This is a genomic window from Sciscionella marina DSM 45152 (assembly GCF_000379465.1).
Taxonomy (GTDB): Bacteria; Actinomycetota; Actinomycetes; order Mycobacteriales; family Pseudonocardiaceae; genus Sciscionella; species Sciscionella marina.
This window is the reverse complement of record NZ_KB905425.1, coordinates 34,179-60,479: the sequence shown is the minus strand read 5'-3', so window position 1 is coordinate 60,479 and position 26,301 is coordinate 34,179. Positions and strand designations below refer to the sequence as shown.

Here is a 26,301-nt window from a genome sequence, read left to right as displayed (position 1 = left end):
CGCTATCCATCGATCAGGAAGAGGTCTTCGGCATTGGTCTTGCGTCGTACACGGCTCTTGGCCGCGTTCGGTTCCAGGCGCACAGCGGCCATGGCGTCGCTGATGCACCAGAACGCTTCCTCGGCGTCCGCTGTCGTCTCGGTGAAAGCGCAGTAGTTGTCGGCGAACCGCACGACACGAGCACCTGACAGCAACCTGTCTACTTGCGACAGACGAAGGTTGATCAGGAGTGGTGCGAGTCCTGACCCCGGCACCACGGGACTGGGCAATCCTGCGAGCAGGGTGCGGAGCAGACGGAGGAATGTTCCGTCATGGACATACTCGGCGAACCAGTCCACCGCTTCGTCGACACCGACGCCCTCGGAGACCCTGGCGGCGTCGACATCGGCGACGCATCGGTATCCGGCGGACAAGTGGCCATCCGCGTGGCGAAGCGCGGTGTTGCGGTTCCGCCGGGGTCGGTAGCCGGAGGCCCAGTCGGTGAACGCTCGTGCCTCCAGGATCGGCTCCACCGCATTCCGCACCGCTCGGTGCACGAGACGATCCACCACGGTGGGGATCGCGGTCGGCATAGACTTCCCGGTATAGGTGGGAATCGTCAGCTGGCGAAGCGGGCCGGGGCGCCACGTGCTGGCAGCGAGCTGTGCGGCGAGATTCGGAAGCACTACTCCGGCATGCTGGCGTAGATCCGCCCAGGTCATCCGATCAGCTCCAGGGCTGGAAGACCGCCGCCCGCATTGGCGTAGCGCTCGGCGGAGATGCTTCTCGTGCAGCAACGGCATCAACGAGTGCGACTGTGGAATGGCAGACTTTCCCGCTGGTGCTGCGGGCTCCACATGCGCTAGAGTCGACATTGCCTGAGTGGCAGGAACGATCCCAGCACCCCGCAAGAAGGACGCGCACCCCAGCACACGCGCGTCGGGACGGGAAAGACGGCCCCACTCAGGTTTTCCTGTGCCGTTCGGCTGGGTATCGGCCGTCATCACGTGCGCTCCACGGCGTAGGTCGTCGGGTCGGTCACGCCTGCGTCATGGAACGCTTCTCGGCGCTCCGTGCACGTGCCGCACGTGCCGCAGTGCCGCGCATCGCCGCGGTAGCAGGACCACGTCTGCTCGAACGGAACGCCAAGAGCGGCGCCCAGCCGCACGATGTCGGTCTTGGAGCTGGCCAGAAATGGCACCACCAGCTGGAAGTCGCTGGGGAGAAATCCTTCGTTCGCCACGTGCGCCGTCTGGGCGAAGCTCGTCGTAAACCTCTCCCGGCAGTCCGGGTAGATCGGGTGGTCGCCGGCGTGAGCACCGAATGCGACTGCGTCGGCCTGCGTGACGACCGCCAGAGCCACCGCGATGTCGAGCATGATGGCGTTGCGGTTGGGAACCACGGTGGCCCGCATCGTCTCGTCGGTGTAGTGGCCGTCCGGAACCCCTACGCCGGAGTCGGTCAACGCCGATCCGTGGAGCACGCGCCCCAACGCGGAAAGGTCGACCACCTCATGCGGCATCGCCAGGGCCGACGCAGTTGCCGCCGCGTAGCGCAGTTCGACTCGATGGCGCTGGCCGTAGTCGAAGGACAGCAGGGTCAGCTGAGTTCCGCGGGCGTGGAGCCAGTAGGCAAGCACGGTCGAGTCAAGGCCGCCGGAAGCGATCACGACCGCATGGCGAGGATGACGGTGAATGCCGGGCTTGCCCGGAGCAGTCACCGTCTCGATGTGGTGTGAGTGCGAGGAAGCAGTGTCAATTCTGGTGCTCATTCTCCGGATTCCTTGGTCGTTGGTACGCGGTGGAGGTGAAGGTCGGGGTGCGCTTCACCTCCACCGCGGCCTGTGTGCGCTGCGGCTGCGAAGCCGAGGCAGCGGCGGTTCGGGAGAGCTATGAGGTGAAGCGACCTCGCCGGGTGCGCGTTGCCGCTTCGGACGGTGCGACGGCTGACCGGAGCGCTCGACGCAGACGCTCAACATCGAGCGGTTGCACGGAAATGGGGCCGTGCGGGGGGAATTCGATCCGCACATCCCCGCTCGGCAGCTCGCGGACTGCGATGCAAGCGCGTCGTCCACGCTCATCCCGATATGGGACGCGGTCACGCACATCTGCGTTCTCGCGACGCAAGAGCGAGCGACAGCGGGTCGCCAACGATCGTCTCATCAGCACCGGCTCCTCCCGCTCGCGCTATTCGCGGAGGGCGGCGATATGGCGCCGGTCGGACGATGCGAGATGGCTCGCGGTGCGAGCCGCCGGTTTACGCAACGGGATCGTGGTGCGCTTTCGCCCACGAATCGCTGAGGGAGCGTCACGATGTCTCCTCGTAAGCAGCGAGCCCCTTATTCACAGGTCAGAGCACCGCGTGATCACCGGGCGGTCGTTATCCGCTTCGGTGGGGCGCTCACCTGGAAGTCAACAGGCGGGGTGCACGATGAACCAGAGCAGAATTGCTGCACCGATGCTGCACAGTTGATGCACGCAACATCGTGACCTGCAAAGATGCTGTCGAGATCAGAGAGATTCGGTCGACTGCGAGGGGTGAAGACATGCCAGGTAAGCGCGATCGGCTCGCGCGCCAACGCCATGCCATGGGCATGACCCAGGAACAGCTCGCCGTCCAGCTCGGTGTCGAACGCTCGACGGTATATCGGTGGGAGTCCGGGGAAGTCGCACCGAGGCCGAACATGCAGCCCAAGCTGGCACGCGCGCTCAGCGTGACCCCGGCGGAGTTGACAAACCTCCTCGTGATCGACTCCGACCCCAGCGGCGCGCCAGCGACAACGCGGGGCCGTCTGGCCCTGACGTCAGTAACAAGCGGAAATCCCCGCTTTCGGCAGCCGTTGACCGAGGCGACGGTTCCCAGGCGCGCCCACGACTATCAGGGCCGTATCGACATCGGAGGAAGCCCGCGTGACTTCTTGGCCGGCACCGTCGTCGAGACCCCGTTACCTTCGCGGCTCGGTTGGACCGAGGTGGAGCACGTCCGCGCGACCACTCGTGCCGTGGCGATGTCGGAAAACCTGTTCGGCGGTGGACTCTCGTGCGAGGCGGCGGCAGCGCAACTGCGCTGGGCCGGACAGCTGCTGGAGGTTCAGGCCCCCAACGAAGTGCACCGCTGCGTCGCTGAAGCAGTCGGCAACCTCGCCAGCGTCGTTGCCTTTTCCGCGTTCGACATCGCCAACTACGCCGCTGCCGACCGGTGCTTCGAGTTCGCGCTCTGGTGTGCCGACTATGCCGGCTCGTGGGCGCTGCGGGCGAACACGCTGGCGGAGATGGCACGCAAGGCCGCCTACCTGGGCGATCTCGACGACGCCTTGGAGCTGATCGAGTTCGCCCAGGTCCGTTCCGATCGGATCACCGCGACGGCTCGGGCAATGCTGACCACGATCCGAGCCCGGCTGCTGGCACTGACTGGCCGGTACGTCGAAGCCCAAGCGGACGTCGACCGCGCGGACGCCCACTTCGCCGACCATGAGCCCGAAGCGGACCCGCCGTGGCTGTGCTACTACGACGCTGCCGAGCACCAAGGAAGCACCGGGAAGGCGTTGATCCCCCTCGCACAGGCCCGCAGCAACCCTGAGCTGGCGGCCGGTCGGCTGGACGCAGCGATCCGTCTGCAAGCGGCCGAGTATCCCCGCTCACGGACGTTCTCCCGGGTCCGGCTGGCCTCATTGATGATGGCGACTGGGTACCCGCGGGAAGCCGTGCCGATTGGCCGCCAGGCCGTGATCGACACCGCCACACTACGGTCGAAACGGCTGATGACCGAACTCCACGGCCTTGCCCGGACTGCCACCCCTCACGTGCAGCTCGGCGACGTCGCCGAGCTGCGGCACGACATCGCCACTTTGGGGCGGGCAGCGACCTGACACCATCAGCAGTGTGACGGCACCTCTGGAGACGGCAGACGACGTACTCGCCACCGCGGCCCAATTGGCGGGTGTTGATGCCACGAACGCGGCGATGATCCGCGATGGCTCCAACGTGATGTACCGGCTGCCCGACGGCATCGTTGCCAGGATTGGGCCTGAGCACACCCACAACAACGCCATGCGGCAGGTCGAGGTCGCTCGCTGGCTTAGCGGCGCCGGCCTGGCTGTCGTCAGGGCGCTCGACGACGTCCCTCAGCCGACCATGGTGGGTACGCGCCCGGTGACCTGGTGGGAACAGCTACCGGAGCATCGCCCGGCCACGACGGAAGAACTCGGCGCGGTCCTGCGCTCGTTGCACGCTCTTAGCCCTCCAACCCACCCGGAGCTGCCTCATTTCGACCCCTTCGCCGGCCTGGACGAGCGCATTGCCGCAGCTCGGTACGTGCCCGAGGATGATCGAAACTGGCTGGCCCGACGCGTCGAGCATCTGCGGGAACAGCTGGACAACCTGCGGCTCGACCAAGCTCCCGGCGTCGTTCACGGCGATGCCTGGCAAGGCAATGTCGCGGTTCCCGAGACCGGCGCCCCGGTCTTGCTGGACCTCGAACACGTTTCCCGTGGTCACCCTGACTGGGACCTGATCCCCGTCGCGGTGGACTATGCCGACTTCGCCCGCCTGACCAGCAGCGACTACCACGACTTCGTCGCCGCTTATGGCGGCCACGATGTCACGACCACCAGCGCCTTCCGCGACCTCGCCGACATCCAAGAGCTACGCTGGGTGGTCTTCGTCCTCGGCAAGGCCGCCAGCAGCTCCCGCGCGGCCAACGAAACCCGCCACCGCATCGCATGTCTCCGGGGCGAGATCCCCCGGCCATGGACGTGGACCGCGTTCTGAGTACTGCGTTGCCGTGTCGCCAGACCGATTCTTGACCTGCGAAAACTAGGTCGGGATCATGGAACTAAACTTGGTCGATTGGGGGGCGCGTGTATGGCTGGCAAGCGGGTGCGCCTTGCACAACGACGCCGTGCGATGGGGATGACCCAAGAGCAGCTTGCTGCGGCAGTAGGCATGGGCACCGATCGATCGAACGTTTATCGGTGGGAATCGGGAGAGATCACCCCGCCTCCGCACAAGCAGCCCCGGCTCGCCCGCGTGCTCGGTGTCTCACCGACCGAACTGATCGATCTCCTCGCGCCAGCAGTTGGCCGGCATGAGCCGAGGACCAATGACGAACGGCTCGGGTACGTCCTTCAGCGCCCAACCAGCACGGACCCGGCAACCGTGGAGAGCTTGTGGCGGGAAGTCCAGGGCCTGGACGAGCGATACGACCGGCTGCCCTCCACCTCCCTGTTGGCCGATACGGGCCAAGCCGTCGGTCAGATCGGCTTCCTAGCCCGCCACGGCGGGGACGGTGCCCTGCAGCGGGACCTCCTCGCGCTCGAAGCCACCGCGGCAACGCTGATGGGGCAGCTGGTGTGGGACGCCTCCCAGCGGCGCGACCACCGCACCGCGCGGCAGTACTTCACCCAAGCCACCAACGCCGCCCGCGAGATCGACAGCCCGGTCGCCGAGGGGCACGCGCTGCTGCGCACGAGCTACCTCGCCCTCTACGGCGAGCGCGATCCCGTTGCTGGACTGCGCTTGACGGAGCGCACAGCCGAGGTCACGCGCTCGGCCAGCAACGTCCTGACTGGGCTGGCGCAACTGCACTCGGCCGAGGCCCACGCCATGGTCGGCGACGCGCGGCAGTGCGAGTCAGCCCTGGCTGCCGCCGAATGCAGCTTCAACAACGTCCGGGCCACCGACAACGCCGCCCATCTGTTCTCGGAAACCCAGTTCGACCGGCTGGCCGGCTCCTGCTACCTGTTTCTCGGCGACCACCGTCGCGCCCAGCGCATCCTCGACACAGCGGCCCACGCCATGGTCGCACAGAGTAAGTCGCGCGCGATTGTGCTCGGCAACCTCAGCCTCGCCCACCTGCATCAGCATGATCTCGACGTGGCTGCGGCGCGCCTGCACGACGCCATCGATGTCCTGGAGGCCACCCGCGGCGGCGGTGGGTTGAACATCGTCTCCAACGCCGTGCGCAAGCTCCGCCGTTGGCGTGGCGAACCTGTCGTCCACGACATCTACGATCGGATGCTCTCCCTGATGACCACGGCGTGACGAGGAGCCGCACACAGTGACCAGGACTGAGGTGGACGCGCGCAAGGACTCCATCCGTCGGCAGGTGTGGAACCTGCTGGACCAGCGGGGTGCCGTGGGGGGCGAAGCCAGTGCGCGTGGGCGCATCCCGAACTTCATCGGCGCTGAGGCCGCGGCCGATCAACTTGCCGCGCTGTCGGCCTGGAAGGGCGCTAGCGTCGTCAAGGCCGTGCCGGACAAAGCCCAGCTCCCAGCCCGTGCCCGCGCCTTGCGCGAGGGCAAGGTGGTCTACATGGCCGCGCCCAAGCTCGCGCCACCGCAGCCGTTCTACCTGCTCGACCCCGCTGAACTGACCGTTCCCGCCGAGGACGCCGCCTCCAGCCGCACCGCGCCATCGGTCGCACGCAACGTCGGCCTGGATGAGCTGCGACCGGTCGACCTGATCGTATGCGGCAGTGTCGCCGTGAACCGCAATGGCGTGCGCATCGGCAAGGGCGCCGGCTACTCAGACATCGAAGTCGCTCTTCTCGCGCAGGCCGGCCTGATCGGTCCCACGACCACGATCGTCACCACCGTGCATCCGCTCCAGGTGATCGAGGACGACATCCCCGAGACAAACCACGACTTCAGCGTCGACGTAATCGTAACGACCGACGAGGTCATTGCCTGCGCGCCACCGCGCCGCCCCAGCGGACTCCACTGGGAAGATTTGAGCGCAGACCAGATCGCGGCAATGCCTGTCCTGCAGTCATTGCAGAACCACCGCTGAAGGAAACCATGATCGACGGTCACGGATCGGCGTCGTCGGCAACGAGCCCAACCGGAACCGAGAACTCACGGCTCGTTGTGCTCCGCGGTCCCTCCGGCTCGGGAAAGTCATCGACCGCACACCGGTTGCGTGCGCATCTTGGTCGCAATGTCGCGCTGATCGAACAGGACTACTTTCGCCGGATCGTGCTCAAGGAACGCGATGTTCCCGGCGGGGCGAACATCGAGCTGATCTCCACGGCTGTGCGATTCGCACTCGACCGCGGGTGGCACGTGGTCTGCGAGGGCATCATGCACGCGACACGGTACCGGGACATGCTGGACCAGCTACGCCGTGACCATGTCGGAAGCACGATGTTCTATTACTTCGATGTCTCCTGGGATGAGACCTTACGACGCCACGAAACACGGCCGCAGGTCGCCGAGTTTGGCTATGACGAGATGCGGAGATGGTATCGAGCAGCGGATCAGCTTGGGTTCGTCGAAGAGCGCGTCATTCCTCAAGAATCCACGCTGGACGGCACCGTGCGCCGTGTCCTGCGCGAGGCGTTTAGCGAGAGTTGCACGCCGTGGACGAAACGCAATGGTGCGTCCGGAGCGCAGTAGCTACCTGACGCGGGTCTTTTGGGATGTCGCACGCAGACCTCCTTACAAATTCCACTTCTTGCGCATTAGTTCGAGAACATGCGCTAGCTCGTCCCCCGTCATAGGTGGTTGCCACTGACCCGGTCCTTGCTGTGGCGCTCGTCCCGATTGTGGTCGCTGGATTGCGACGTCGGCAGCGCGCTGTCTTTCGGCCTTGACGTTGGGGTCGTCCATGTCGACTGTCGGCCACTCCGGGCAGGCGTCGAGAACTGTCGGAAGTTCTTCGGTCGGAGTGACCAAGAGTGCTCGCTCGAAGGCAAAGAACGACACGGTTGTTGCCTCCATCGTTTCCGCGCTATGACGTCCACTGTGGTCAGAGGTAGATGTGCGCGTGACTGGGTTTCCCGTGCTGTCGCGGAGTTCGTGACGTCCCACAGCAGTCCGGCATCCATCGGAGCGTGACGTCGATCAGGCCAGTGTGCTTACACGCCGCCGAAGCGAAGTGCGGTCTTCGTGCAGGGCCGCAAGCCGACCCCGGCATTCCGCAACACCGGCTCGGCTGGCTCGATCTCGTCGGAGCGCGGCGGGAGCAGGTACTCACTGGCACACAGCGACGGCATGACGGTCTGATGCCGACCGAGCGGCCCGGTAATGAGGTAGGGCATCGTGACGGGCTTGCCGGACGCCATCCGTGGGAAGTGCCTCGTCCGCGCGCGAAGCACGCCGGGGCAGGGCGTTGCAGCGGTGACTTCGTCCTGGGGTATACGCACAACGGACCTTTTCGGCGACGATGGCCGGGCACGTGGTGCTACTGCCGTGTTCGGTAGGCAGGGCGATTCCGCACCCGGAAATGGGTGTACAGCTGGTCAATGCCGCGCCTGGAGAACCTTGCGGGCGATCGCCACGACCGCATTCCAGGGCGGCAGCGTCCGGTCCTGCTGCGGGCGCTGCCGCCAGCGCTCGGCATCTGCTGGGTGCGGCACGACAACATGACCGCCGCGCGGGACGGCACGCACCTTGGCCGTTCGCAGCTCGGCGGGCAGCTCCAGATTGGCCCGCTGGCACGGCGCCGTCAGGAAAGTCCACCACCGGTGGTCGCTGTCGGTGCTAACGGGGCCGTTCATCAGGCTCGTGCTCACCTCGGTGGCGACCGGGCTGGCCAAGTGTGCGGGAAGGATCAACGCGTCGAGCGCATCGCCGGTATGCAGCACGAGCCGACGCCGACGGGCGTCGAGGCTGCTTGGCCAACCCAAGCGGCGGTAGAACTCCACGCCAGCGGCGAGGTCAAGTTCGGCGGCCGGTGCGGTCGGGGTCGATGTCGGGCCATCGCGGTACATCGTGCTTGCCATGGCGATACTCCGATTCTTCGTCTGGGGCGGGAAGAGACGGGCGAGGGGAACTCCACGCGCGCTGTGGGTGTGCGACGTTGTCCGACGCGGATAACGCTGCGGCGCGAGGCGTGCCGGCGCGGCGGGGCGCGGACGGCTCCAAGACACGAGCGGCGCACGGGTAAGCAGTGCGTCACGCAGGGCTGCTCGGAGTTGCGCCGCTTCGGGAGCGGTGAGCGTGAGCCGCCTCGACGAGGACGTGGCGATCGTGGCCCCGTCCGTGGACACCCCAACCCGCAGCTGTGCCCTGCGGCCTCCGTCGTCGCGACAGCGCACGATCCGGTCGGCCGATGCCATCCACCTGGCGTGCTCCAGCAGCGCGAGCACAGTGTTCGCGATCCTTCGCCGCCTCATGAGCCCCCTGCCACTGTCGAACCCGGTGGGCAGGTGGAGGTCGGGGTCAACGCCCGCCCACCGGGAGTTATGACCACGGCGGCCCCGTCGGAGTTCGGGGCCTCGGCGAAGCCACCGTGGTCGAGCCCTGACCGATCCGTTCGGGGGACCGCCGCGCAGGCAGCGGATCGGGCAGGACGATCGGGGCGCGGTAGCCGCGCCATCGGGAGAAGGCGGCGGGCAGCGCACGGAGTCGTCGCGTGCAGGAAGGCGACTCGACGCAGCGCCACCCGCCGCCGGCGGCTCGGCCCGTCAGCACGATGGGGCGACACGGCCGAGCGTGTTTGGACCAGCGGACCGTCAAGTTCGGCGGCACCGGCGCGGCGTGCTCGGGTCATCCGGCGCTGCTCGCTGCCCCGGCTCGTCCGCGGCAGGCCAATGGGCGGTGCCTTCTCAGGCACCAGCGGGAACGAGCCCATTGAGATCACCTCTACCGCACGTCAGCTACTCAGTCCGTTACTCGGCTTGGTCAACACAAGCTCATGAGTACTATCACGCTAAAATGAGAGTACTCATGACGGTATGCTCCAATCGTGTGTACTTGCTGGTTCCAGGCTGTGATACTGAGACCAGGGCACTGCGTACTCAGGACAGGTGGGGAGCGCCGCTGATGGGAAACGCGCCGGTATCGAGCACGGTGCAAGCACTCGAACTGGGCCTACGGCTACGCGAGCGCCGCGAACAGCTGGGCTTGACGCTGAACGCGGTGGGCAAGCAGACCGGTATCGGCGGCAACAATCTGTCGTCGATCGAGATCGCCAAGCGCAAGCTCACCGCGACCAAGCTGGAAGAGCTGGCCCGGGTCTACGAACTGTCCGACGACCAGCTCAGCGAGTTGGCGACCCTACGCAGCCAGACTGAGCAACGGGAGTGGTGGGACGACTACGCCCGGCTTTACTCCGAGGAATTCCTGCGGTTCATCGGATTGGAGGCTGGCGCCCGCGCCTTCCGTCAGTACGCGGCCGAGACCATCCCGGGCCTGCTACAGACCGCCGACTACGCGCGAGCGATGATCCGTGGCGGCTCGCCCTACATCAAACCTGTCGATGTCGGCCCGCGGATCGAGTCCCGACTCGCCCGGCAGACGCGGCTCGACGAGCCCGACCCGATCGACCTCACCGTGGCCATCGGGCAGACGGCCCTCCGGCAGGAAGTCGGCAGCCGCGAGACCATGATTCACCAGCTCGCCCGCCTGGCAAAGCTCAGCGAGGAGCGCCGCGAGCACATCAAGATCCACGTGATGCCCTACAGCGCCGGCGCCCACCCGGTCATCGGTGGCGGCTTGACCATCCTGTCCTTCCACTCGCAGCTCCTGCCGGACATGGTCTGGCAGGAATCGGTCACCACTGGCTCGTTGATCGACAAGCCCCATGTCGTCCGCGAGTTGAGCGCCAGCCTCGATGAGGCCATCGACCGTGCGCTCGACCTCGACGCCTCGCTTGAGATCATTCACGAGGTCCGCAAAGAGATGGAGACGCAGACGTGAGCAACGCCCACGCCCACAGCCCGGCAACAGGCTGGTTCAAAAGCTCGTTCAGCAACCCGTCACAGGAATGCGTTGAGGTCAACTTCGACGGTGACTTCATCCACATCCGTGACACCAAGGACGACGGAGCCGGGCCAATGATCACGATCGGCGCTGAGGACTGGCCCGCTGTGCTCGCCGAAGCACTCGGGCACGCCGATACCGGCAGCAATCGTGTAATGCGGATCGAGGCCGGTGCCGACGGCGGCGTCCAGCTTCACGCCCTCGACAGCAGCGTCGCCCTCGCCTACACCAGGTCTGAGTGGGCAGCGTTTGTCGCTGGCGCCGCGGACGGCGAGTTCGACCGTCCGGGAACCGCGACATCGCTCGCACGCAGCAGCCAGGCCGCCTAGTAGAAGGGAAGCCTGCGATGAGCCGCACCGGCGCGCGCGCAGGCTCCGGTTTGTTCCTACGCCACGTTCGCTTGGAGACCGGCGCCGACACCGGGCGCTACCCGTTCACCCTCCCGGTGGTGACGTGGCTACGGGATTCCGGGGGGTTGGACTTGTCCGCGCCGGTGACGTTCCTGGTCGGCGAGAACGGCACCGGCAAGTCCACCCTGGTGGAGGCGACCGCGGTCGCGGCCGGGTTCAACCCCGAGGGTGGGTCTCAATCCTTCCGGTTCACCACTCGCGCGTCCGAGTCCAGCCTCGGCGAGCATCTGGTGCTGCGGTGGGGCCGCAAACCCCGCACCGGGTTCTTCCTGCGTGCGGAGTCCTACTACAACGTCGCCAGTGAGATCGAACGTCTCGACCAAGACCCCGGCTCGCCGCCGCTGCTGCCGGCCTATGGCGGTACCTCGCCGCACGAGCGTTCCCACGGGGAAAGTTTCCTCGACCTGGTCACCCATCGGTTCGGTCCCGGCGGGCTGTACCTGCTGGATGAGCCCGAAGCCGCGTTGTCAGTGCGCGGTTGCCTCGCCCTGTTGGCGCGCCTGTCCGAACTTGCCGCACTGGGCAGCCAGATCCTCGTGGCCACCCACTCGCCGATCCTGCTCGCGTTGCCCGGCGCGCGGATCGTCGAAATCGACGAGGACGGCACCGCCGAGACCGTCGACTACGACCAGGCTCTACCCGTGCGACTCACCCGCGACTTCCTCGCTGCTCCGGAGAAGTTCCTGCACCATCTGCTCGACGAGGACGGTGACGAACCGTGACGTTGGCGATGGAAGACTCCGATGAGGTCTTCACTGCCTGGCAACGGGCCAACCTTGCCAACGCCGCGCGTCGGTTCGGGGTGCTGCTGGCTGGTCCGGCGGTGTTCGGATGGCGGCTGCGATCCATCGGCGCCCCGGTCACCACGCCAGACGGGACGCAACGATGGCTGCGGGTGGTCTCCGAATACCCCGACTACGCCACCGGTGAAGGGTGGACCGGCAACGCCGACGCCAACACCTTCACAGCCCTTGCGAAACCGTACGTGCTGGACATCGACGAGTGGGACGACGACGGACGGCGGCAACGCGCCGAGCTGGCCACTCGGCTGCCGGGCACTCCGGTGTCTGGTTCCGAGGTCGTCCGTGATGACGTGGTTCTGTCTGAGGAATGGTGGGTCGAGCTGCGCCGCACCCTGCAGGCGCTGCGCACTGCACCGACAGAGCGGGTGCACCTCGACCAGGACCGCCTTACCAATCGCACGCAGGCCAGCCTCGGCGTCGAGCTGCCGGTGCGACGGTGGGAGACCGTGCACGGCGATGTGCACTGGGCCAACCTCCACGCTGGCCCCTTCGGGCTTCTCGACTGGGAGCTGTGGGGCCGCGGCCCGGCCGGGTTGGACGCGGCCAGCCTGTACTGCCACAGCCTGCTCGTCCCGGAGTTGGCCCGGCGGGTGTGGGAGGTCTTCGCCGACCTCCTGGGTAGCCCCGACGGGCGCACCGCCCAGCTTGCCGCTGGTGCACGGATGTTGCGGCGGATCACCATCAGCGGCGACTATCCGGACCTTGAGACCCCATTGCGGCGCCACCTCGCCGGGCTCACCGACGAGAATGCTCCGCGCTGACCGGGGCCACGGCGTGTTGGTAGTTCTGCCGGCACCCGCCGCGCGGACCACACGGATGGCGCGTGCCCTGCGGACTGCACGCCGGACCGCAGTTTGGCCCGCACTGGGGATCACACATCCTCGGCACGCACGGCATCTCAACTGGCTCGAAGTGCGCGGACAGCTGCCCACGCACCCGTGCTAACTCTGGGCCGGTGAGGATGTCGCCCAACGGGCCAGTACGCACATTGCCCACCGGCAGCCACCGCGCGAAGACGCAGGGCCACACCTCCCCGGTGGGTGTGATGGCCAGCACCCCGGACGCACAGTTGCCGCACAGCTGGTCCGTGCTCGCCTGCTCATCACGGAGGCCGCGGCCGACCTGCCGCAGCCGATCCGAGCCCACCTCGCTCACCCCGAGGGATTCCAGCTCGGCGACGGCCTGCTGGCTGCGCTGCTCGTCGGCGAGGTCGACCACGCCCACCCGCAGGGGGATCGCCCTGCGCACCGCCTCGGCGATGTTCGCCCTCGTGCGCTCCAGGCTGGGCCGCTTGGTGATCGCGGCGTGCTGGCCGGGGTCGTCGGAGTAGTACGAACACGCCAACCGCACCCCGGGCAGGGCGAAGACCTCCCAAAACCGTGGTGGCACATGCACCAGGTTGGAAAACACCTCCACCGCGAGGCCGCGGCTGCTCGCGTACTCGACCAGCTCGGAAAGATCCGGATGTAGTGTGGGCTCCCCGCCGATGAACTGCACCATCCCCACGTCCAACTCGGCGGCCTCGTCCAGCACCCGCAGCCAGTCCGCCCGCGTCATCACCCCGTGCGAGCCCGCCGGGCCGGACTCGGCGTAGCAGTGCACGCACTCAAGCTGGCATTTCCCCGTTATCTCCAGCCACAGAAACGATGTTCCCGACACACCAGCCTCCAGCTCGCCGAATACTCAACGACGGATAGTGTGACTGGGGACACCGACACGATCACTCAATCCAGAAGTTGGAGCGGGCAGCGGTGCCGGACCGCACGCGCACAACCAACTGTCCGAGGGGCCGGCACCCCATCGCGAGTCCGGCGCTCATTCCACCGCCGCCAGAACCGCTCCGGGTTGGCGTTGCTGGCGGCGGTGGTGGGTGAGGGCGCGGGCTCGTTTCGATCCGATGCTGAGCTTGCGGCGGAGGGTGTCGGCGGAGATCGGACGCTGGTACAGGTTCCGGTGTTCGGCGTCGAGCCGGTATGCCTTTGCGCGCAGCGGATCAGCATCCTCACCGTGCGGCACTCCTGAGTCAGCGTCGGCGCTGTTGGTGTGCCCGGGTCTGCCCGTGGGTGTCGCGGATCGGGACGTCGCGCTCGTACAGGCGTTGGCGGACGGTGCCGGCGGCGACGTCCATGCGTGCGGCGATCCGGGGCAGTGGCCAGCCCTGGTTGTAGAGCCGGACGGCGTCGTCGGGCATGAGTGCTTCTTGAACTGTGCACCGATCGCTACTTCATGCGAACCACGTTTGTGATGCTGGTGGCGGGCCGTCGACGTCGCGGTGGGATTTTGGGTCAGTTGACGGGTGAGCGGCGTTCGAGGAAGACGGTGTCGTGCCAGGTTCCGTCGCGTTGGGCGATGCGTTCGCGGATGCCGATGGTGCGGTAGCCGGCGGCGTGGTGGAGGGCGATGCTGGCGCGGTTGTCGGTGAAGACCGCGGTCTGCAGGGTCCAGAGTCCGGCGGCGTCGGCCTCGGTGACTTGCTTGTACAGCAGGGCTTTTCCAATTCCTCGTCCGCGGTAGCCGTCGGCGACGTAGACGGCGGTCTCGGCGACGCCGGCGTAGCACTCGCGGGGTGAGACCGGGCTGGCCGCGGTCCAGCCGACAACCTCACCGTCGAGTTCGGCGACCCAGCGATGGTCGGGCAGCCACTTGGCGTCGAGGCTCGCCTTGCTGGGCACGGTCGTCTCGAAGGTGGCGATGCCGGTGTCGATGCCCTCGGCGTAGATGCGGCGCACCGCGGTCCAGTCATCGGCGCTCAGTGCTCGGACGGTGACGTCGGTCGGGAGGTTGTCCGGGCAGCAGGGCTGCGGGCCGAGTAGCCCCATGACCGCGTCGGCGGCGTGGGGCAGGCCGGTGCAGCAGGCTTCGTTGATCGTGACGATCGTGGCGGTGCCTTCCTTGCTCAGGCGGACGAAGCCGACGTCGGCGAGCTTGCGCACGTGGAATGAGCAGGTCGACTGACTGGTGCCCAGGATCTTTGTCAACGCACCCACGGTGATGCCCTTCGGGCTGGTGGCCACGGCGTGCAGCAGTCGCACCCGCACGGGTTCGCCGAGGCAGGCGAACCAGTCGGCGTAGGTGGCCGCATCGGAGGTGGGCAGGACCTGTGCTTGCCGGAGTGCGATGGCCATGCCGCCAGTGTATCGATTGAAATCGATGGTTGCATCCATCGAGAACGCTCGATACATTCAGCTCAACTCAATCGAGATACATCGATAGAAGGGAGTGAGCGATGAGCGAGACGCCTGTAGTGGTGGTCGGTGCTGGTCCGGTCGGGTTGGCGGCGGCTGCCGAGCTGGTCGAGCAGGGGGTGGAACCGCTGGTGCTGGAGCGCGCCGATCAAGCAGGGGCCGCGGTCGTGGAGTGGCATCACGTGCGCCTGTTCTCCCGCTGGGCCGAGCTGATCGACCCGGCCGCGCGCCGCCTGCTGGACGCAACGGGCTGGCAGGTCCCTGACGAGGCCAGCTACCCGACGGGCAGGGAGTGGGCCGAGTACTACCTGCGCCCGTTGGCCGACGCACTGGGCGCGCGGGTGCGGTTCGGCGCCGAGGTCGTGGGCGTGGCTCGACGTGGCCGGGACCGGGTCGTCGACGCCGGGCGCGACACCGAGCCGTTGACCGTGCACCTGCGCACCGCTGCGGGCACTGAGGAACGGGTGACCGCGCAGGCGGTGATCGATGCCTCGGGTACCTGGAGCAATCCGAATCCGCTCGGTGGCGACGGATTGCCCGCCGTGGGTGAGCACGCTGTGGCTGGGCAGATCGTGTACCAGGTGCCGGATCTGACCGATGCGGTGGTCCGCCAGCGGTATGCGGGGCGGCACGTCGTGGTGGCGGGAAGCGGGCATTCAGCGTTGACGGCCCTGGTCGCCTTCGATGAGCTGGCCGCCCAGCATCCGGACACGCGGATCACGTGGTTGCTGCGCCGCGGCGAGGTCGGCGACACCTTCGGAGGCGGCCAAGCCGATCAGTTGCCCGCCCGAGGCGCGCTCGGCCAGCGGGCCAAGACCGCCGTCGAGGCCGGGCGAATCGAGGTCGTCACCGGCTTCCGCACCGCTGCGATCGAACGCGACGCACACCGACTTGGCCTGGTATCCGATGCGGGAGCGCGGGTCGAGTCGGTCGACGAGATCGTGGTCCTGACCGGGTTCCGCCCCGACCTGTCGTGGCTGTCCGAGATCCGGCTGAACCTGGATGCGACGTTGCAGGCACCGGTGGCGCTGGCGCCGTTGATCGACCCGAACGTGCACTCCTGCGGCACGGTCTACCCGCACGGGGTCACCGAGCTGTCCCACCCGGAGCCCGGGATGTTCCTGGCGGGGATGAAAAGCTACGGCCGCGCGCCGACGTTCTTGGCGATGACTGGCTACGAGCAGGTGCGCTCGATCGCCGCCGCGCTGGCCGGCGACCGTGAGTCCGCCGAGCGGGTCGAGTTGGTGTTGCCGGAAACCGGGGTGTGCGGCGGTGCTGGAGTCTTCGACGCTCCTGCCGAGGAGCAGGCTGGCGGCTGCTGCGGCGCACCGGCTGAGCCGGAGGCGCTGACCGTGTCTGCGCCGTCCACGAGCTGAGCTGGGCACGCCGGTGTCCTCCGGAGCGCTCGCGCAGTCGGATGTGGTGAGCCGGGCGGGGTTGCGGCGGGTGCTGGTGACCTTGTGCGTCACCGAGATCACCAGTTGGGGCGTGCTCTACTACGCCTTTCCTGTCCTGGCCGGGGACATCTCCGCGACGACGGGCTGGCCGACCGCAGCGATCACCGCGGCGTTGTCGGCTAGCCAGCTCATCGCCGCCCTGGTCGGCATCCCGGTCGGCCGATGGCTGGATCGCCGGGGGCCGCGCGGGGTGATGACCGCAGGCTCGGTGCTGGCCGTGCCCGCCCTCGTGGCGGTGGCCACCGCGCAGAACCTGGCGTGGTTCCTCTCCGCGTGGCTGCTGGTCGGGGTGGCGATGGGAGCGGTGCTGTATCCGCCTGCGTTCGCCGCGTTGACTCGCTGGCACGGACGCGACCGGGTCCGGGCGTTGACCATCCTGACCTTGGCCGCCGGGCTGGCCAGCACCGTCTTCGCCCCGCTGACCGCCGCACTCGCCGCCGTTCTGGACTGGCGGGCGACCTATCTCGTGCTGGCCGGCATCCTCGCGGCGGTCACGATTCCCGGGCACTGGTTCGGTCTCGGACTGCCGTGGCCGGAACGCCCGGCGGCCGAATCCCGGCACNAGGAGGCTGACCCNNGGCAGGTCGCNCGGAGCCCGNCGTTCGTCGTGCTCACCGNCGCGTTGAGCNTNGCCGCGTTCGCCACCTTCGCCGTCGTGATCAATCTGGTGCCGTTGCTGGCCGAACGCGGCATCGGCACCGCTACCGCCTCGGTCGCGNTGGGGCTCGGCGGNGCCGGNCAGGTCCTNGGNCGGCTNGGCTACACCNCCCTGACNCGGCGCACCACCGTGCNGGCACGCACCGCGCTGATCCTGCTGGCGATGGCGNTNACCACNGCNNTGCTCGGNGTGCTCACCTCNGNNGCCGCGTTGATCGNCGCCGCGATCCTGGCGGGCATGGCGCGGGGAGTGTTCACGCTGCTGCAGGCCACCGCCGTGACCGACCGGTGGGGAGCCCGGTACTACGGGCAGCTCACCGGTCTGCTGTCCGCACCGTTGACGATCACGATGGCGCTGGCCCCGTTCGCCGGCGCCGCACTCGCCAGCCTGCTCGGCGGCTATGCCACCACCTTCCTCGTCCTGGGCGCGGTCACCACCGCCGCAGCCCTGCTCTCCCTTGCTACGAAACCCGAAAGGAACGTCCCGTGACCGATGTCGATGCTCTCGTGATCGGCGGTGGGCAGTCCGGCCTCGCTGCCGCCCACGCCCTCCGCCGAGCCGGCCGAGTGCCGGTGCTGCTCGAAGCCGGACCGGAACCGGTGGGGTCGTGGCCGTCGTACTACGACAGCCTCACCCTGTTCTCCCCGGCCCGCTACAGCGCCCTGCCCGGGATGGCCTTNCCCGGCAACCCGGACCACTACCCGCATCGCGACGAGGTGATCGACTACCTGCGCCGCTACGCCAAGAACCTCGACGCCGACATCCGCACCGACCACCGCGTCGAGCGCATTCGCCGCGACGGCGGCCGATTCGTGGCCGAAGTCCACAATGGTGAGACAGTAACGGCGCCCCTCGTAATCGCGGCGAGCGGAGCGTTCGGGCGCCCCTATCGGCCGAATCTGCCCGACCTGGATTCGTTCACCGGTGCCGTGCTGCACGCTGCCGACTACCGTGAACCCACCGGGTTCACCGGGCAGCGGATCGTCGTGGTGGGTGCGGCGAACTCCGCGGTGCAGATCGGAACCGAACTCGCTGCCCATGCCCGGGTCACGCTGGCCACCCGGTACCCGATCAAGTTCGCACCGCAGCTCATCCTGGGTCGGGACGTGCACTTCTGGTCCGTGGCCAGCGGATTCGACCACCTGCCGATCGGTCACCTGGTGCGCAATCCGCCGCCGATGCCGGTCAACGACGACGGCCGCTACCGCCAGGCGATCGACGCGGGGAACCCCGACCAGCGGCGGATGTTCACCGCCATCGACGGTTCCCAGATCACCTGGCCGGACGGCACCCGCGAACACGTCGACACGCTCATCCTTGCCACCGGCTACCGCCCCGAGCTGACCTATCTCGACGGAACCGGCGCGCTGACCGACGACGGCCTTCCACCCCAGAAGCGCGGGCTGTCGAGCACCGTGGCGGGACTGGGCTATGTCGGGCTGGAATGGCAGCGCAGCTTCGCCTCCGCCACCCTGCGCGGCGTCGGCCGCGACGCCCGCTACGTCACCGCACGACTCCTCCGCGCCCGCACCTGATCAGCCTGGGGGCGTGTTGACGTGACCGATCTCGGAAGGGGCTCTGGCGATGTCCTGGCTTCGTGCGTTCACAGCGGCCTTGCAGAGATTTCGCCCGCGGGCGAAACGGGCTCCGCTGCTGGTGCTGGCGGACGCCCTCGCCGTCTTCGGGCACGATCCCGACGCCGCCTGCAACGAGAAGGACAGCAAGCCAGATGTGGTTTCTCTCGCCAGAATCGTGGGAACGGTCGCACGCCCGCACGACTTCGATCGCACTTTCCGGCCGTTGAGCCCGGCGGTCTGGGCACGTCGCGACAGGCTTGCCCGGAGGCATAGCGACGGGCAGGGATGGAATCCCATACGCCTGATCCACCTGGGCGAGCTGTATTTCGTCGAAGACGGGCACCACCGCATCTCTTTGGCGCACCAACGATCCCAGCACAGGGTGGACGCCATTGTCCGTCGCATGTGTACGGTGCCGTGGGCATCCGCGACGTTCACTCATCACGACGTGAGCGGCGTGGCGAGCACCAGACCGTCTTGCTGCGAGTAGAACCAGGTCCATCCGGTGCTGGGAGACAGCTCGCGGTCCAGGAGATCGGATCTGTTGGGTTGACGCAGTGCGAGGCCGGTCTAGCGTCACTCCGCCGTTTTGTGCGAGCGCAGGCGATCGGCGATCTCGGCGACGGTCGACTTCGCGGTGCGGCCGGCTCCGATCAGGGTGGCCGAAGCGAAACCTGTCCAGTCCCCGTACCCCAGCAGGTTCAGGCGCGACTCGTCGACCGACCGCGTGCCTACGGCTTTCGGCACTCCATTCTCGTAGCTCAATCCCAACGGTTCGAGATGGCGCAAGGTGGGGTGGAACCCGGTGCACCAGATGATCACGTCACAGGACTGTTCGGTGCCATCGTTCCAGGCCACGCCGTTGCGAGTGAGGCGGTCGAACATCGGGAGGGCGTGCAGCACGCCGCGATCACGTGCCTCGCGCACGCTGGGCACCATCACGATGTCGCCGAGTCCGGAGACACCGTTGCTGTCCGTGCCGGCCCGGCGGGCGGCTTCGCGCCGGGTGGCCACGTCGAACAGGACGCGGCCGTCCACGTCGTCGGGCATGAACCGGGGTGGACGCTGGGTGACCCAGGTCGTGTCGGCGACGGTGGAGACCTCGGTCAGGATCTGTGCTGCGGAATTGCCGCCTCCTACGACCACCACGCTCTGGCCGCGGAACCGCTCCGGCGAGCGGTAGGTGACGGTGTGCAGTTGTTCTCCCGTGAACTCGTCGCTGCCCGGGTAGACGGGCAGGTACGGCGTGTCCCAGGTGCCGGTTGCGCTGATGACGATCGAGGTGCGCCAGGTCCCGTGGTCGGTATCGATGGCCAGCCACGCCCCCGCATCGTGAACACCGCGCACGTGGACGGGGCGGTGCACGGGCAACTCGTAGCGCCGCTCGTAGTCGCGGAGGTAGCCGACGACGTGGTCGGCGGTGGGGAAGGTTTCGCCGTCTTGGCGGGGCATCCACCAGCCGGGCAGCGGGCTGTACTCGGCCGGGGAGAACAGCCGCAGCGAGTCCCAGCCGTGTCGCCACGCCCCTCCCGGCTGGTCTTGTGCGTCCAGGATGGCGAAGTTCAGGCGGGCTCGGCGCAGGAAGTAGCCGGCGGCCAAACCGGCTTGACCACCGCCGATCACGACCACGTCCGCGACCTCGGCCATGTCTACCTCCGCCTGCTCACAGTTCCCTCGAACGACCTGGCGATCATTAGCAGTTCCGGCCGCCCTGTTTTTCGCAGGCCGCGACGGTGGTGCGGACCTGGGAGCAGGACGCGCAGCGCAGGATACGAGCTGCCACGCGCGCCGGTTGGTTCACGACGGTCAGACCGACCACACGGCAGGTGACGGAGCGTCGTTCGGGGCGGGCGTGTTTGGCGCACACGCCCGCCCCGCAGTCCATACAGGTCCCCACGGCAGGCCGTTCGACGTTGTGCTCTGCGCAGTCGAAGCAGTGCATGACGGTTCTCCTTCCGTGGTTCCTATGATGACCCTGCCGGCCCGATACTCCGGGTTTAGGTGCCGATGACGGTGAGCCACCCGGCCAGTGCGGCGAGTGTGACGAGCAGGACGGGGATGGTGAGGACGATGCCGGTGCGGAAGTAGCGGCCCCAGCCGATGTGCATTCCCTTGCGGTCGAGCACGTGCAGCCACAACAGGGTGGCGAGGCTGCCGATCGGGGTGATCTTGGGGCCGAGATCGGAGCCGATGACGTTGGCGTAGACCATCGCCTCGTGGGTGAGCCCGGTCGCCCCGACGGCGCCGATGGCCAGCGCGGCGATGAGCACCGTGGGCATGTTGTTCATGATCGACGACAGCACCGCCACCACGACACCGGTGCCGAGTGCGGCGGCGAGGACACCGTGGTCGGCGAAGAACCCGAACAGCTTGGCCAACTCGCCGGTGAGCCCCTGGTTGCGCAGGCCGTAGACGACCAGGTACATGCCGATGGAAAACAGCACGATCTGCCAGGGCGCTTCCCGGATGACCTTGCCGACCGGAATGCGTCGCGGCCCGGCGGGACGCTCGTCGGGTGTGGCCGGGGCTGCTGCGAGATCGCCCGCGTCGGCGGTGTTGCGCGGATCGCCCACCGTGTGCTGCTCGCTGGTCCCCGCGCTTCCTGCGCCCACGGTCGCGGGTAGCGGCTGACGCACGGACTGGGGGAAGGCGAAGGCGGGCTTGCGGGCGGCGACCGCGATGAGGCTCAGCGCGCCGGCTCCGGCCACGACCGACAGCGGCACGCCGATGGGGTCGGCGCCGAAGTAGCCGATCAGCAGCAGGACGAGCACGCCCCACCCGGCGCGGAAGGTCACCTGGTCGCTGATTGCCTCCGCTGGCTGGCGCAGGGCGGTGACGTCGTAGGTCTTCGGGATCGAGCGGCGGAAGTACAGCAGTAGTACGCCCAGGCTGGCGGTCACGGAGACGAGGCCGACCGGGACCATGACCGCGGCGAAGCGGGCGAAGTCGATGTGGAAGAAGTCGGCGGAGACGATGTTGACCAGGTTGGACACGACCAGCGGCAGGCTGCCGGTGTCGGCGATGAACCCGGTGGCCATGACGAAGCCCAGNGATGCCTTCGGGGAGAANCGCAGCGCGAGCATGATCTGCATGACGATCGGGGTCAGGATCAGCGCGGCGCCGTCGTTGGCGAACACCGCGGCGATCGCGGCCCCGAGCAGCACGATCAACACGAACAGTGCTCGGCCGTGTCCGCGTCCCCACCGGGCGACGTGGAGTGCGGCCCACTCGAAGAAGCCGCACTCGTCGAGGATCAGCGAAATGATGATCACGGCGACAAAGGCCAGGGTCGCGTTCCAGACGATGCCGACCACGGTGGGCACGTCGGAGAGGTGGACCACCGTGGTCGCCAGGGCCACCACTGCGCCGCCGAGCGCGCTCCAGCCGATGCCCAGGCCCTTGGGTTGCCAGATCACCAAGGTGAGCGTGGCGAGGAAGATCAGAATGGCTGCCACAGTCATGGCGTCGTCGTCTCTCCTGTCGAGCGTGAGTCGGAGTCGGTGGCGGCCGGCTACCGGCCACCAGTCGGGTTAGTGCTCGCCGTTCGCGAGAAGCGCCAGTTGTTCGGCACCGACCGGTGTCGCCGCGCGCCACGGCAGCACGGCGGTGCGCTCGGCGTGGTCGGTGGCGACCTCGGCGAGGTAGCGCCGTTCGGAGGCGGCGCGGGCCACCAGCAGCGGGTCGACGGGGGAGGCCGCGGTCAAGCTCTGGTTGATCACCCAGGCGAACGGCTTGATGCCTGCCCGAGCGAGATCCCCCTGTAGCGCGGCGGCCTCATGCACTGGGGTGGCCTCCGGCAGGGTCACCAGCACGACGCGGGTGTAATCCGGGTCGGTCAGCCGGTCGAGCAATTCCACGGCCTCGGGCGGTGGCACCTGTCCGGACTGCTGGGCCAACTGGCGCTGGTAGCTGCGCGAGGCATCCAGCAGCAACAGCGTGTGCCCGGTCGGGGCGGTGTCGACCACGACGATCCGGTCCTGGGCGGCGGCCACGGTTCGGGCGAAGGCGTGGAAGACGGCGATCTCCTCGGTGCACGGTGACCGAAGGTCTTCCACCAGCAAAGCCCGGCCCTGCTCATCCAGGTTCGCGCCGGCCTCGGCGAGCACCGCCTCGGTATACGCCGCCGTCTCGGCCACCGGGTCGATGCGCGTGACCTCCAGGCCACCAAGGCCATCGCCCAGAGAGGTGTCCAGGTGCGCGGCCGGGTCGGTCGTGGTCAGCGTGACCGGAAGCCCCCGCCGAGCGAGCCCCACAGCGACCGAGGAGGCGACCGTGGTCTTGCCGACGCCGCCCTTGCCGAGCGTCATCACCAGACCGCGGCCATTGGCGCCGACCTCGTCGACCAGATCCCGCACGTGGGTCGCCACCCCGGCGGGCAACACGGCATCCGCTGTTGAGACCGTCCTCGCTGGCAGCACGGGGCGGAGCATGGCGCGTAGGCCAGGCACGCCCAGCGGCAGCTCCGGCAGCAAGGGCACGGACTCGATCTCGGTGACCTCCGCCAACGACGCGGGCATCTGCTCCAGCGCGTCCTGAGCGCGCTGCTGCCACGCCTGCGCCAGAGGGTCGTCGTCGCGGGTGGCGGTGAACACGCCGTTGACGATCAACCGCTGGTTGCCGACCCCGAGTTCCCGCAGTTCGGCCGACGCTCTCCCGGCCTCCGCGAGCGCCCCTTGCTCGGGGCGGGTCACCAGGACCAGCGTGGTCTGATCAGCGTCGGCCAGGGCGTGCATCGCCTCGGCGTAGCGCTGCTGCTGCGCGCCCATCTCCGCCAGCGGGCCGATACACGAAGCGCCGCCGGGGTTGGTGGCCAGGAAATCCGACCACGCGCTGGGCAGGCTCAGCAGGCGCAGCGTGTGTCCGGTGGGCGCGGTATCGAAGACCACGTGGTCGAACCGCTCGCGGATCTCCGGGTCGGTCAGCAACGCGACGAACTCGTTGAATGCTGCGATCTCGACCGTGCAGGCGCCGGAGAGCTGTTCTTCGATCTGTTCCACCGCCGAGGCGGGCAGGCTGTCCCGGTACGGGCCGAGGACCTTCTCCCGGTACTGGGCCGCCGCCACGTTCGGATCGAGGTTCATCACGAACAACCCGGCCACCCCGGGGACCGGCCGCGGGTCCCGTCCCGCGGTGGTCTCCAGGACCTCGTCGAGGTTCGAGGCGGGGTCGGTGCTGACCACCAGCACGCTGCGCCCGGCATCGGCCAGTCCGATCGCCGTCGCCGACGCCGTCGACGTCTTGCCCACGCCCCCCTTGCCGGTGAAGAACACGAACGGCGTGCGCACCCGGAGCAGACCGCCGAGGACCTGCTCGGCGGGCACCGTGCCCACGCTCAGCACTCCCCACCGCCACAGCAACCACTGCCGGGCTCGGCCTGCTCGATCACCGGCAGGCCAGGGCGCTCAGTGGCCACACCCGTCCACTCGGCCAGTTCCACGCGGGTCGGGTACCGCCCGGAGGTGCGCAGTGCACCATCGACGAACACGGCAGGCAGGGCTTCTTCGCCCTTGTCCTTCAGCAGCGCGCCGACCTCGCCGTTCGCCACGAACTTGCCGGGCTCGGAGGACAACCCGAACCGCTGGACCTCCACGCCCGCGGAGCCCAGCCACTCCACGTCAGCGGCGAACTGCGTCAACGCCGGGTCCACCGATGGCCCACACACCCCGGTCGAACAGCACATCGCCGGGTCATAAATCTCCACAGACGCCATCACGGACCCCTTCCCGCTGGGAGTACTACCCAGCCGACGCTACATCGACCGAAGCTGATGAATCAAACCAAGCTGATGTGACCACGGTCTCTCGGGCTTCTGTGCTGTGAAGGGAAGCGATTAAAAGGGCAGCTCATAGCTGTCGCAGCCCCCTCGTGCCCATTGCTTGACGGGACACCTCGCGCGGTGCTTTCATCGAATCATGTTGATGTCACCCGTTGCTGGGGCTGGCGTAGAAGAGGCTCCCGGGCCGGCTATGGAGGCGCAACCCGACCTTGCCGAGGCTGTGGTGAAGCTCTTCGGGGACCCGCTCCGCGCGGAGATCGTGCGCCTGCTCGCCCGCGAGCAGATGTGCACCTGCCACCTGGTGGACGACACCGGAGCACGGCAATCCACCATCAGCCACCACCTGCGTGTTCTCCGTGAAGCTGGCTTCGTCACCGCCGAGCCGCGCGGGCGGTACACCTACTATCGGCTGCGCCCGGACGCGCTGAGCCTGCTCACCGTCGGCATCGCGAACCTCACCGCGCAGGCACACCATGCCCAGGCCATCCGCCGCCCCTGTGCCTGAGCTGAGTGCGACGTCCCATCAACAGCACTCGATAGGAGACCTGACCCCAGCCAAGCAATCGCCGAGCCATGACTCGCCCTACCGAACTCCAGGCGGCTGACCATGTCCACGTCACCCCACCACCACGATGCCGAGGAATACCGGCTGACCGACCCACACGTCACCGAACTCCTCGACCGCGCCACCGCCGACCTGCAACCCCAGTTTCAGGGGATCTTCGGCCCGGAGACCATCCGCGCGGTACTGGACGAGACCTACACGCAACTCAACGCCACCGCCCGGGTGCACACCCACCTCGCGACCCTCGCGACGCGCTTCGCCCGCGAACGCCTCACCTCGATCGCCAAGAACCAAGGAGTCCTCGTGTCCTCGACCCCCGAAGTGCTGTTCGTCTGCGTGCACAATGCAGGCCGATCCCAGATGGCCGCCGCACTGCTGCACCACCGCGCCCAAGGTCGGGTCACCGTCCGTTCCGCCGGCTCCGCCCCGGCCGAGACGATCAACCCGGCGGTGGTGCTCGCGATGGCCGAACTCGACCTCGACCTGTCCCAGGAGTTCCCCAAGCCCCTGACGACCGAGGCGGTCGAGGCCGCCGACGTCGTGATCACGATGGGCTGCGGGGATGCCTGCCCGGTTTTCCCCGGCAAGCGCTACCTCGACTGGGAACTCGACGACCCCGCCGGGAAGTCGGTCGAGGAAGTCCGCGCCATCCGCGACGAGATCGACCGCCGCGTCACCAGCCTGCTCGCCGAACTGGCACCGGAGGCCGCGCGGTGACGAGCGAGATCCGAAACCTGATCATCGTCGGCTCCGGCCCCGCCGGATATACCGCCGCCGTGTATGCCGCTCGGGCCGAACTCGACCCCCTCGTCTTCGAGGGCACCCAGTTCGGTGGCGCGCTGATGACCACCACCGAGGTCGAGAACTATCCGGGCTTCCGCGACGGCATCATGGGTCCCGAACTCATGGAGCAGATGCGCAACCAAGCCCAGCGCTTCGGTGCCGAACTGAGAACCGAGGACGTCGAGAACATCGACCTCAGTGGTGAGACGAAAACGGTCCTCGCCAATGGCGTCGAGTACCGGGCCAAGGCCATCATCCTCGCGATGGGCGCCGCCGCCCGCTACGTCGGAGTGCCCGGCGAGGAACGCCTGCTCGGGCGCGGTGTGTCGTCCTGCGCCACCTGCGACGGGTTCTTCTTCCGCGACCAGGACATCGCCGTCGTCGGCGGCGGGGACTCGGCGATGG

The 26,301-nt window shown here is 67.9% G+C and carries 29 protein-coding genes; 17 read left to right on the top strand and 12 right to left on the bottom strand.

From position 1 onward, the window contains the following. Positions 1–2: 2 nt before the first annotated feature. The gene (locus tag A37U_RS0133325; RefSeq protein WP_240437763.1) at positions 3–572 is read right to left on the bottom strand and encodes a reverse transcriptase domain-containing protein; all 570 of its coding nucleotides are present in this window, start codon (positions 570–572) and stop codon (positions 3–5) included. A gap of 410 nt (positions 573–982) precedes the next feature. After that, positions 983–1,750: a 7-cyano-7-deazaguanine synthase QueC gene (gene queC, locus A37U_RS0133320; RefSeq protein ID WP_020501001.1), complete on the bottom strand. Its 768-nt coding sequence runs from the start codon at positions 1,748–1,750 to the stop codon at positions 983–985. A gap of 774 nt (positions 1,751–2,524) precedes the next feature. Here queC and A37U_RS0133315 point away from each other — a divergent pair. The 5 genes from A37U_RS0133315 to A37U_RS46690 all read left to right on the top strand — a co-directional run bounded on the left by A37U_RS0133315 (position 2,525) and on the right by A37U_RS46690 (position 7,373). Then, complete coding sequence (locus A37U_RS0133315; RefSeq protein ID WP_083934164.1) at positions 2,525–3,847, top strand: helix-turn-helix domain-containing protein; 1,323 nt, start codon at positions 2,525–2,527, stop codon at positions 3,845–3,847. 13 nt (positions 3,848–3,860) lie between these two features. Further along, a complete protein-coding gene (locus A37U_RS0133310; protein ID WP_026197874.1) occupies positions 3,861–4,748 on the top strand; it encodes a phosphotransferase family protein in 888 nt (295 codons plus the stop codon). Between the two features lie 93 nt (positions 4,749–4,841). Beyond that, the gene (locus tag A37U_RS0133305; protein WP_026197873.1) at positions 4,842–6,020 is read left to right on the top strand and encodes a helix-turn-helix domain-containing protein; all 1,179 of its coding nucleotides are present in this window, start codon (positions 4,842–4,844) and stop codon (positions 6,018–6,020) included. A 16-nt stretch (positions 6,021–6,036) separates the two neighbouring features. Next, complete coding sequence (locus A37U_RS0133300; RefSeq protein WP_026197872.1) at positions 6,037–6,768, top strand: 5-formyltetrahydrofolate cyclo-ligase; 732 nt, start codon at positions 6,037–6,039, stop codon at positions 6,766–6,768. 8 nt (positions 6,769–6,776) lie between these two features. Further along, on the top strand, positions 6,777–7,373 hold the full coding sequence (locus A37U_RS46690) for an AAA family ATPase (RefSeq protein ID WP_020500996.1): 597 nt from the start codon (positions 6,777–6,779) through the stop codon (positions 7,371–7,373). A gap of 461 nt (positions 7,374–7,834) precedes the next feature. Here the strand turns inward: A37U_RS46690 and A37U_RS0133290 are convergent, their stop codons facing one another. Together A37U_RS0133290 and A37U_RS52160 are read right to left on the bottom strand one after the other, a co-directional pair. After that, positions 7,835–8,041, bottom strand: a complete 207-nt coding sequence (locus A37U_RS0133290; protein ID WP_020500995.1) for a hypothetical protein — start codon at positions 8,039–8,041, stop codon at positions 7,835–7,837. A gap of 177 nt (positions 8,042–8,218) precedes the next feature. Next, positions 8,219–8,701, bottom strand: coding sequence for a hypothetical protein (locus tag A37U_RS52160; protein ID WP_157183187.1), 483 nt, complete (start codon positions 8,699–8,701; stop codon positions 8,219–8,221). Positions 8,702–9,743: 1,042 nt separating this feature from the next. Between A37U_RS52160 and A37U_RS0133275 the strand changes: the two genes are divergently transcribed. Genes A37U_RS0133275 through A37U_RS0133260 form a run of 4 tightly spaced genes read left to right on the top strand, consistent with a single transcriptional unit; the run spans position 9,744 to position 12,656 of the window. Beyond that, positions 9,744–10,619, top strand: coding sequence for a helix-turn-helix domain-containing protein (locus A37U_RS0133275; protein ID WP_020500993.1), 876 nt, complete (start codon positions 9,744–9,746; stop codon positions 10,617–10,619). Continuing rightward, positions 10,616–11,011 (top strand): DUF397 domain-containing protein, encoded by a 396-nt coding sequence (locus tag A37U_RS0133270; RefSeq protein ID WP_020500992.1) that lies wholly within the window; start codon positions 10,616–10,618, stop codon positions 11,009–11,011. The genes A37U_RS0133275 and A37U_RS0133270 overlap by 4 nt, the downstream gene beginning before the upstream one ends. A 17-nt stretch (positions 11,012–11,028) precedes the next feature. Continuing rightward, a complete protein-coding gene (locus A37U_RS0133265) occupies positions 11,029–11,814 on the top strand; it encodes an AAA family ATPase (protein ID WP_020500991.1) in 786 nt (261 codons plus the stop codon). Then, positions 11,811–12,656 (top strand): hypothetical protein, encoded by an 846-nt coding sequence (locus tag A37U_RS0133260; RefSeq protein WP_020500990.1) that lies wholly within the window; start codon positions 11,811–11,813, stop codon positions 12,654–12,656. Before A37U_RS0133265 ends, A37U_RS0133260 begins: the two co-directional genes overlap by 4 nt. On the opposite strand, the gene A37U_RS46680 is transcribed toward A37U_RS0133260, so the two are convergent. Beyond that, positions 12,631–13,554: a radical SAM/SPASM domain-containing protein gene (locus A37U_RS46680; RefSeq protein WP_205623085.1), complete on the bottom strand. Its 924-nt coding sequence runs from the start codon at positions 13,552–13,554 to the stop codon at positions 12,631–12,633. The two genes, A37U_RS0133260 and A37U_RS46680, sit on opposite strands and share 26 nt — an antisense overlap. Before the next feature lie 186 nt (positions 13,555–13,740). Between A37U_RS46680 and A37U_RS52155 the strand changes: the two genes are divergently transcribed. Then, the gene (locus A37U_RS52155; protein WP_157183186.1) at positions 13,741–13,917 is read left to right on the top strand and encodes a hypothetical protein; all 177 of its coding nucleotides are present in this window, start codon (positions 13,741–13,743) and stop codon (positions 13,915–13,917) included. Position 13,918: 1 nt separating this feature from the next. Here A37U_RS52155 and A37U_RS52150 read toward each other — a convergent pair whose 3' ends face one another. Then, a complete protein-coding gene (locus A37U_RS52150) occupies positions 13,919–14,086 on the bottom strand; it encodes a hypothetical protein (protein ID WP_020500987.1) in 168 nt (55 codons plus the stop codon). A 94-nt stretch (positions 14,087–14,180) separates the two neighbouring features. Beyond that, positions 14,181–15,020, bottom strand: a complete 840-nt coding sequence (locus tag A37U_RS0133240) for a helix-turn-helix domain-containing GNAT family N-acetyltransferase (RefSeq protein ID WP_026197871.1) — start codon at positions 15,018–15,020, stop codon at positions 14,181–14,183. Positions 15,021–15,121: 101 nt separating this feature from the next. Here A37U_RS0133240 and A37U_RS0133235 point away from each other — a divergent pair, with 101 nt between their 5' ends. The 4 genes from A37U_RS0133235 to A37U_RS48795 all read left to right on the top strand — a co-directional run bounded on the left by A37U_RS0133235 (position 15,122) and on the right by A37U_RS48795 (position 19,262). After that, positions 15,122–16,456, top strand: coding sequence for an NAD(P)-binding domain-containing protein (locus A37U_RS0133235; protein WP_026197870.1), 1,335 nt, complete (start codon positions 15,122–15,124; stop codon positions 16,454–16,456). 13 nt (positions 16,457–16,469) lie between these two features. After that, positions 16,470–17,684, top strand: a complete 1,215-nt coding sequence (locus tag A37U_RS0133230; RefSeq protein WP_020500984.1) for an MFS transporter — start codon at positions 16,470–16,472, stop codon at positions 17,682–17,684. After that, positions 17,681–18,730, top strand: coding sequence for a flavin-containing monooxygenase (locus A37U_RS0133225; protein WP_020500983.1), 1,050 nt, complete (start codon positions 17,681–17,683; stop codon positions 18,728–18,730). Before A37U_RS0133230 ends, A37U_RS0133225 begins: the two co-directional genes overlap by 4 nt. Before the next feature lie 49 nt (positions 18,731–18,779). Beyond that, positions 18,780–19,262 carry a hypothetical protein gene (locus A37U_RS48795; protein ID WP_020500982.1) on the top strand — a complete coding sequence of 161 codons (483 nt, stop codon included), beginning with the start codon at positions 18,780–18,782 and terminating at the stop codon, positions 19,260–19,262. 86 nt (positions 19,263–19,348) lie between these two features. Here the strand turns inward: A37U_RS48795 and A37U_RS0133215 are convergent, their stop codons facing one another. From A37U_RS0133215 to arsD, 5 genes are all read right to left on the bottom strand, one after another. Next, the gene (locus A37U_RS0133215; RefSeq protein ID WP_020500981.1) at positions 19,349–20,419 is read right to left on the bottom strand and encodes an ArsO family NAD(P)H-dependent flavin-containing monooxygenase; all 1,071 of its coding nucleotides are present in this window, start codon (positions 20,417–20,419) and stop codon (positions 19,349–19,351) included. A gap of 46 nt (positions 20,420–20,465) precedes the next feature. Continuing rightward, positions 20,466–20,714: a DUF2180 family protein gene (locus A37U_RS46670; RefSeq protein ID WP_020500980.1), complete on the bottom strand. Its 249-nt coding sequence runs from the start codon at positions 20,712–20,714 to the stop codon at positions 20,466–20,468. A 55-nt stretch (positions 20,715–20,769) separates the two neighbouring features. Beyond that, positions 20,770–22,233 (bottom strand): arsenic transporter, encoded by a 1,464-nt coding sequence (locus A37U_RS0133205; RefSeq protein ID WP_020500979.1) that lies wholly within the window; start codon positions 22,231–22,233, stop codon positions 20,770–20,772. 69 nt (positions 22,234–22,302) lie between these two features. Continuing rightward, positions 22,303–24,102 (bottom strand): arsenical pump-driving ATPase, encoded by a 1,800-nt coding sequence (arsA, locus tag A37U_RS0133200; RefSeq protein WP_276143260.1) that lies wholly within the window; start codon positions 24,100–24,102, stop codon positions 22,303–22,305. 2 nt (positions 24,103–24,104) lie between these two features. Beyond that, the gene (gene arsD / locus A37U_RS0133195; RefSeq protein WP_026197868.1) at positions 24,105–24,482 is read right to left on the bottom strand and encodes an arsenite efflux transporter metallochaperone ArsD; all 378 of its coding nucleotides are present in this window, start codon (positions 24,480–24,482) and stop codon (positions 24,105–24,107) included. A 256-nt stretch (positions 24,483–24,738) separates the two neighbouring features. On the opposite strand from arsD, the gene A37U_RS0133190 reads away from it, so the two are divergent. The 3 genes from A37U_RS0133190 to A37U_RS54150 all read left to right on the top strand — a co-directional run. After that, entirely contained in the window at positions 24,739–25,053 is a 315-nt protein-coding gene (locus tag A37U_RS0133190) for an ArsR/SmtB family transcription factor (RefSeq protein ID WP_026197867.1), read from the top strand. Positions 25,054–25,155: 102 nt separating this feature from the next. Beyond that, a complete protein-coding gene (locus A37U_RS54155; RefSeq protein WP_020500975.1) occupies positions 25,156–25,830 on the top strand; it encodes an arsenate reductase ArsC in 675 nt (224 codons plus the stop codon). Next, a partial coding sequence (locus A37U_RS54150) for an NAD(P)/FAD-dependent oxidoreductase (protein ID WP_040589439.1) occupies positions 25,827–26,301 on the top strand: 475 nt, incomplete at its 3' end. The genes A37U_RS54155 and A37U_RS54150, both read left to right, overlap by 4 nt.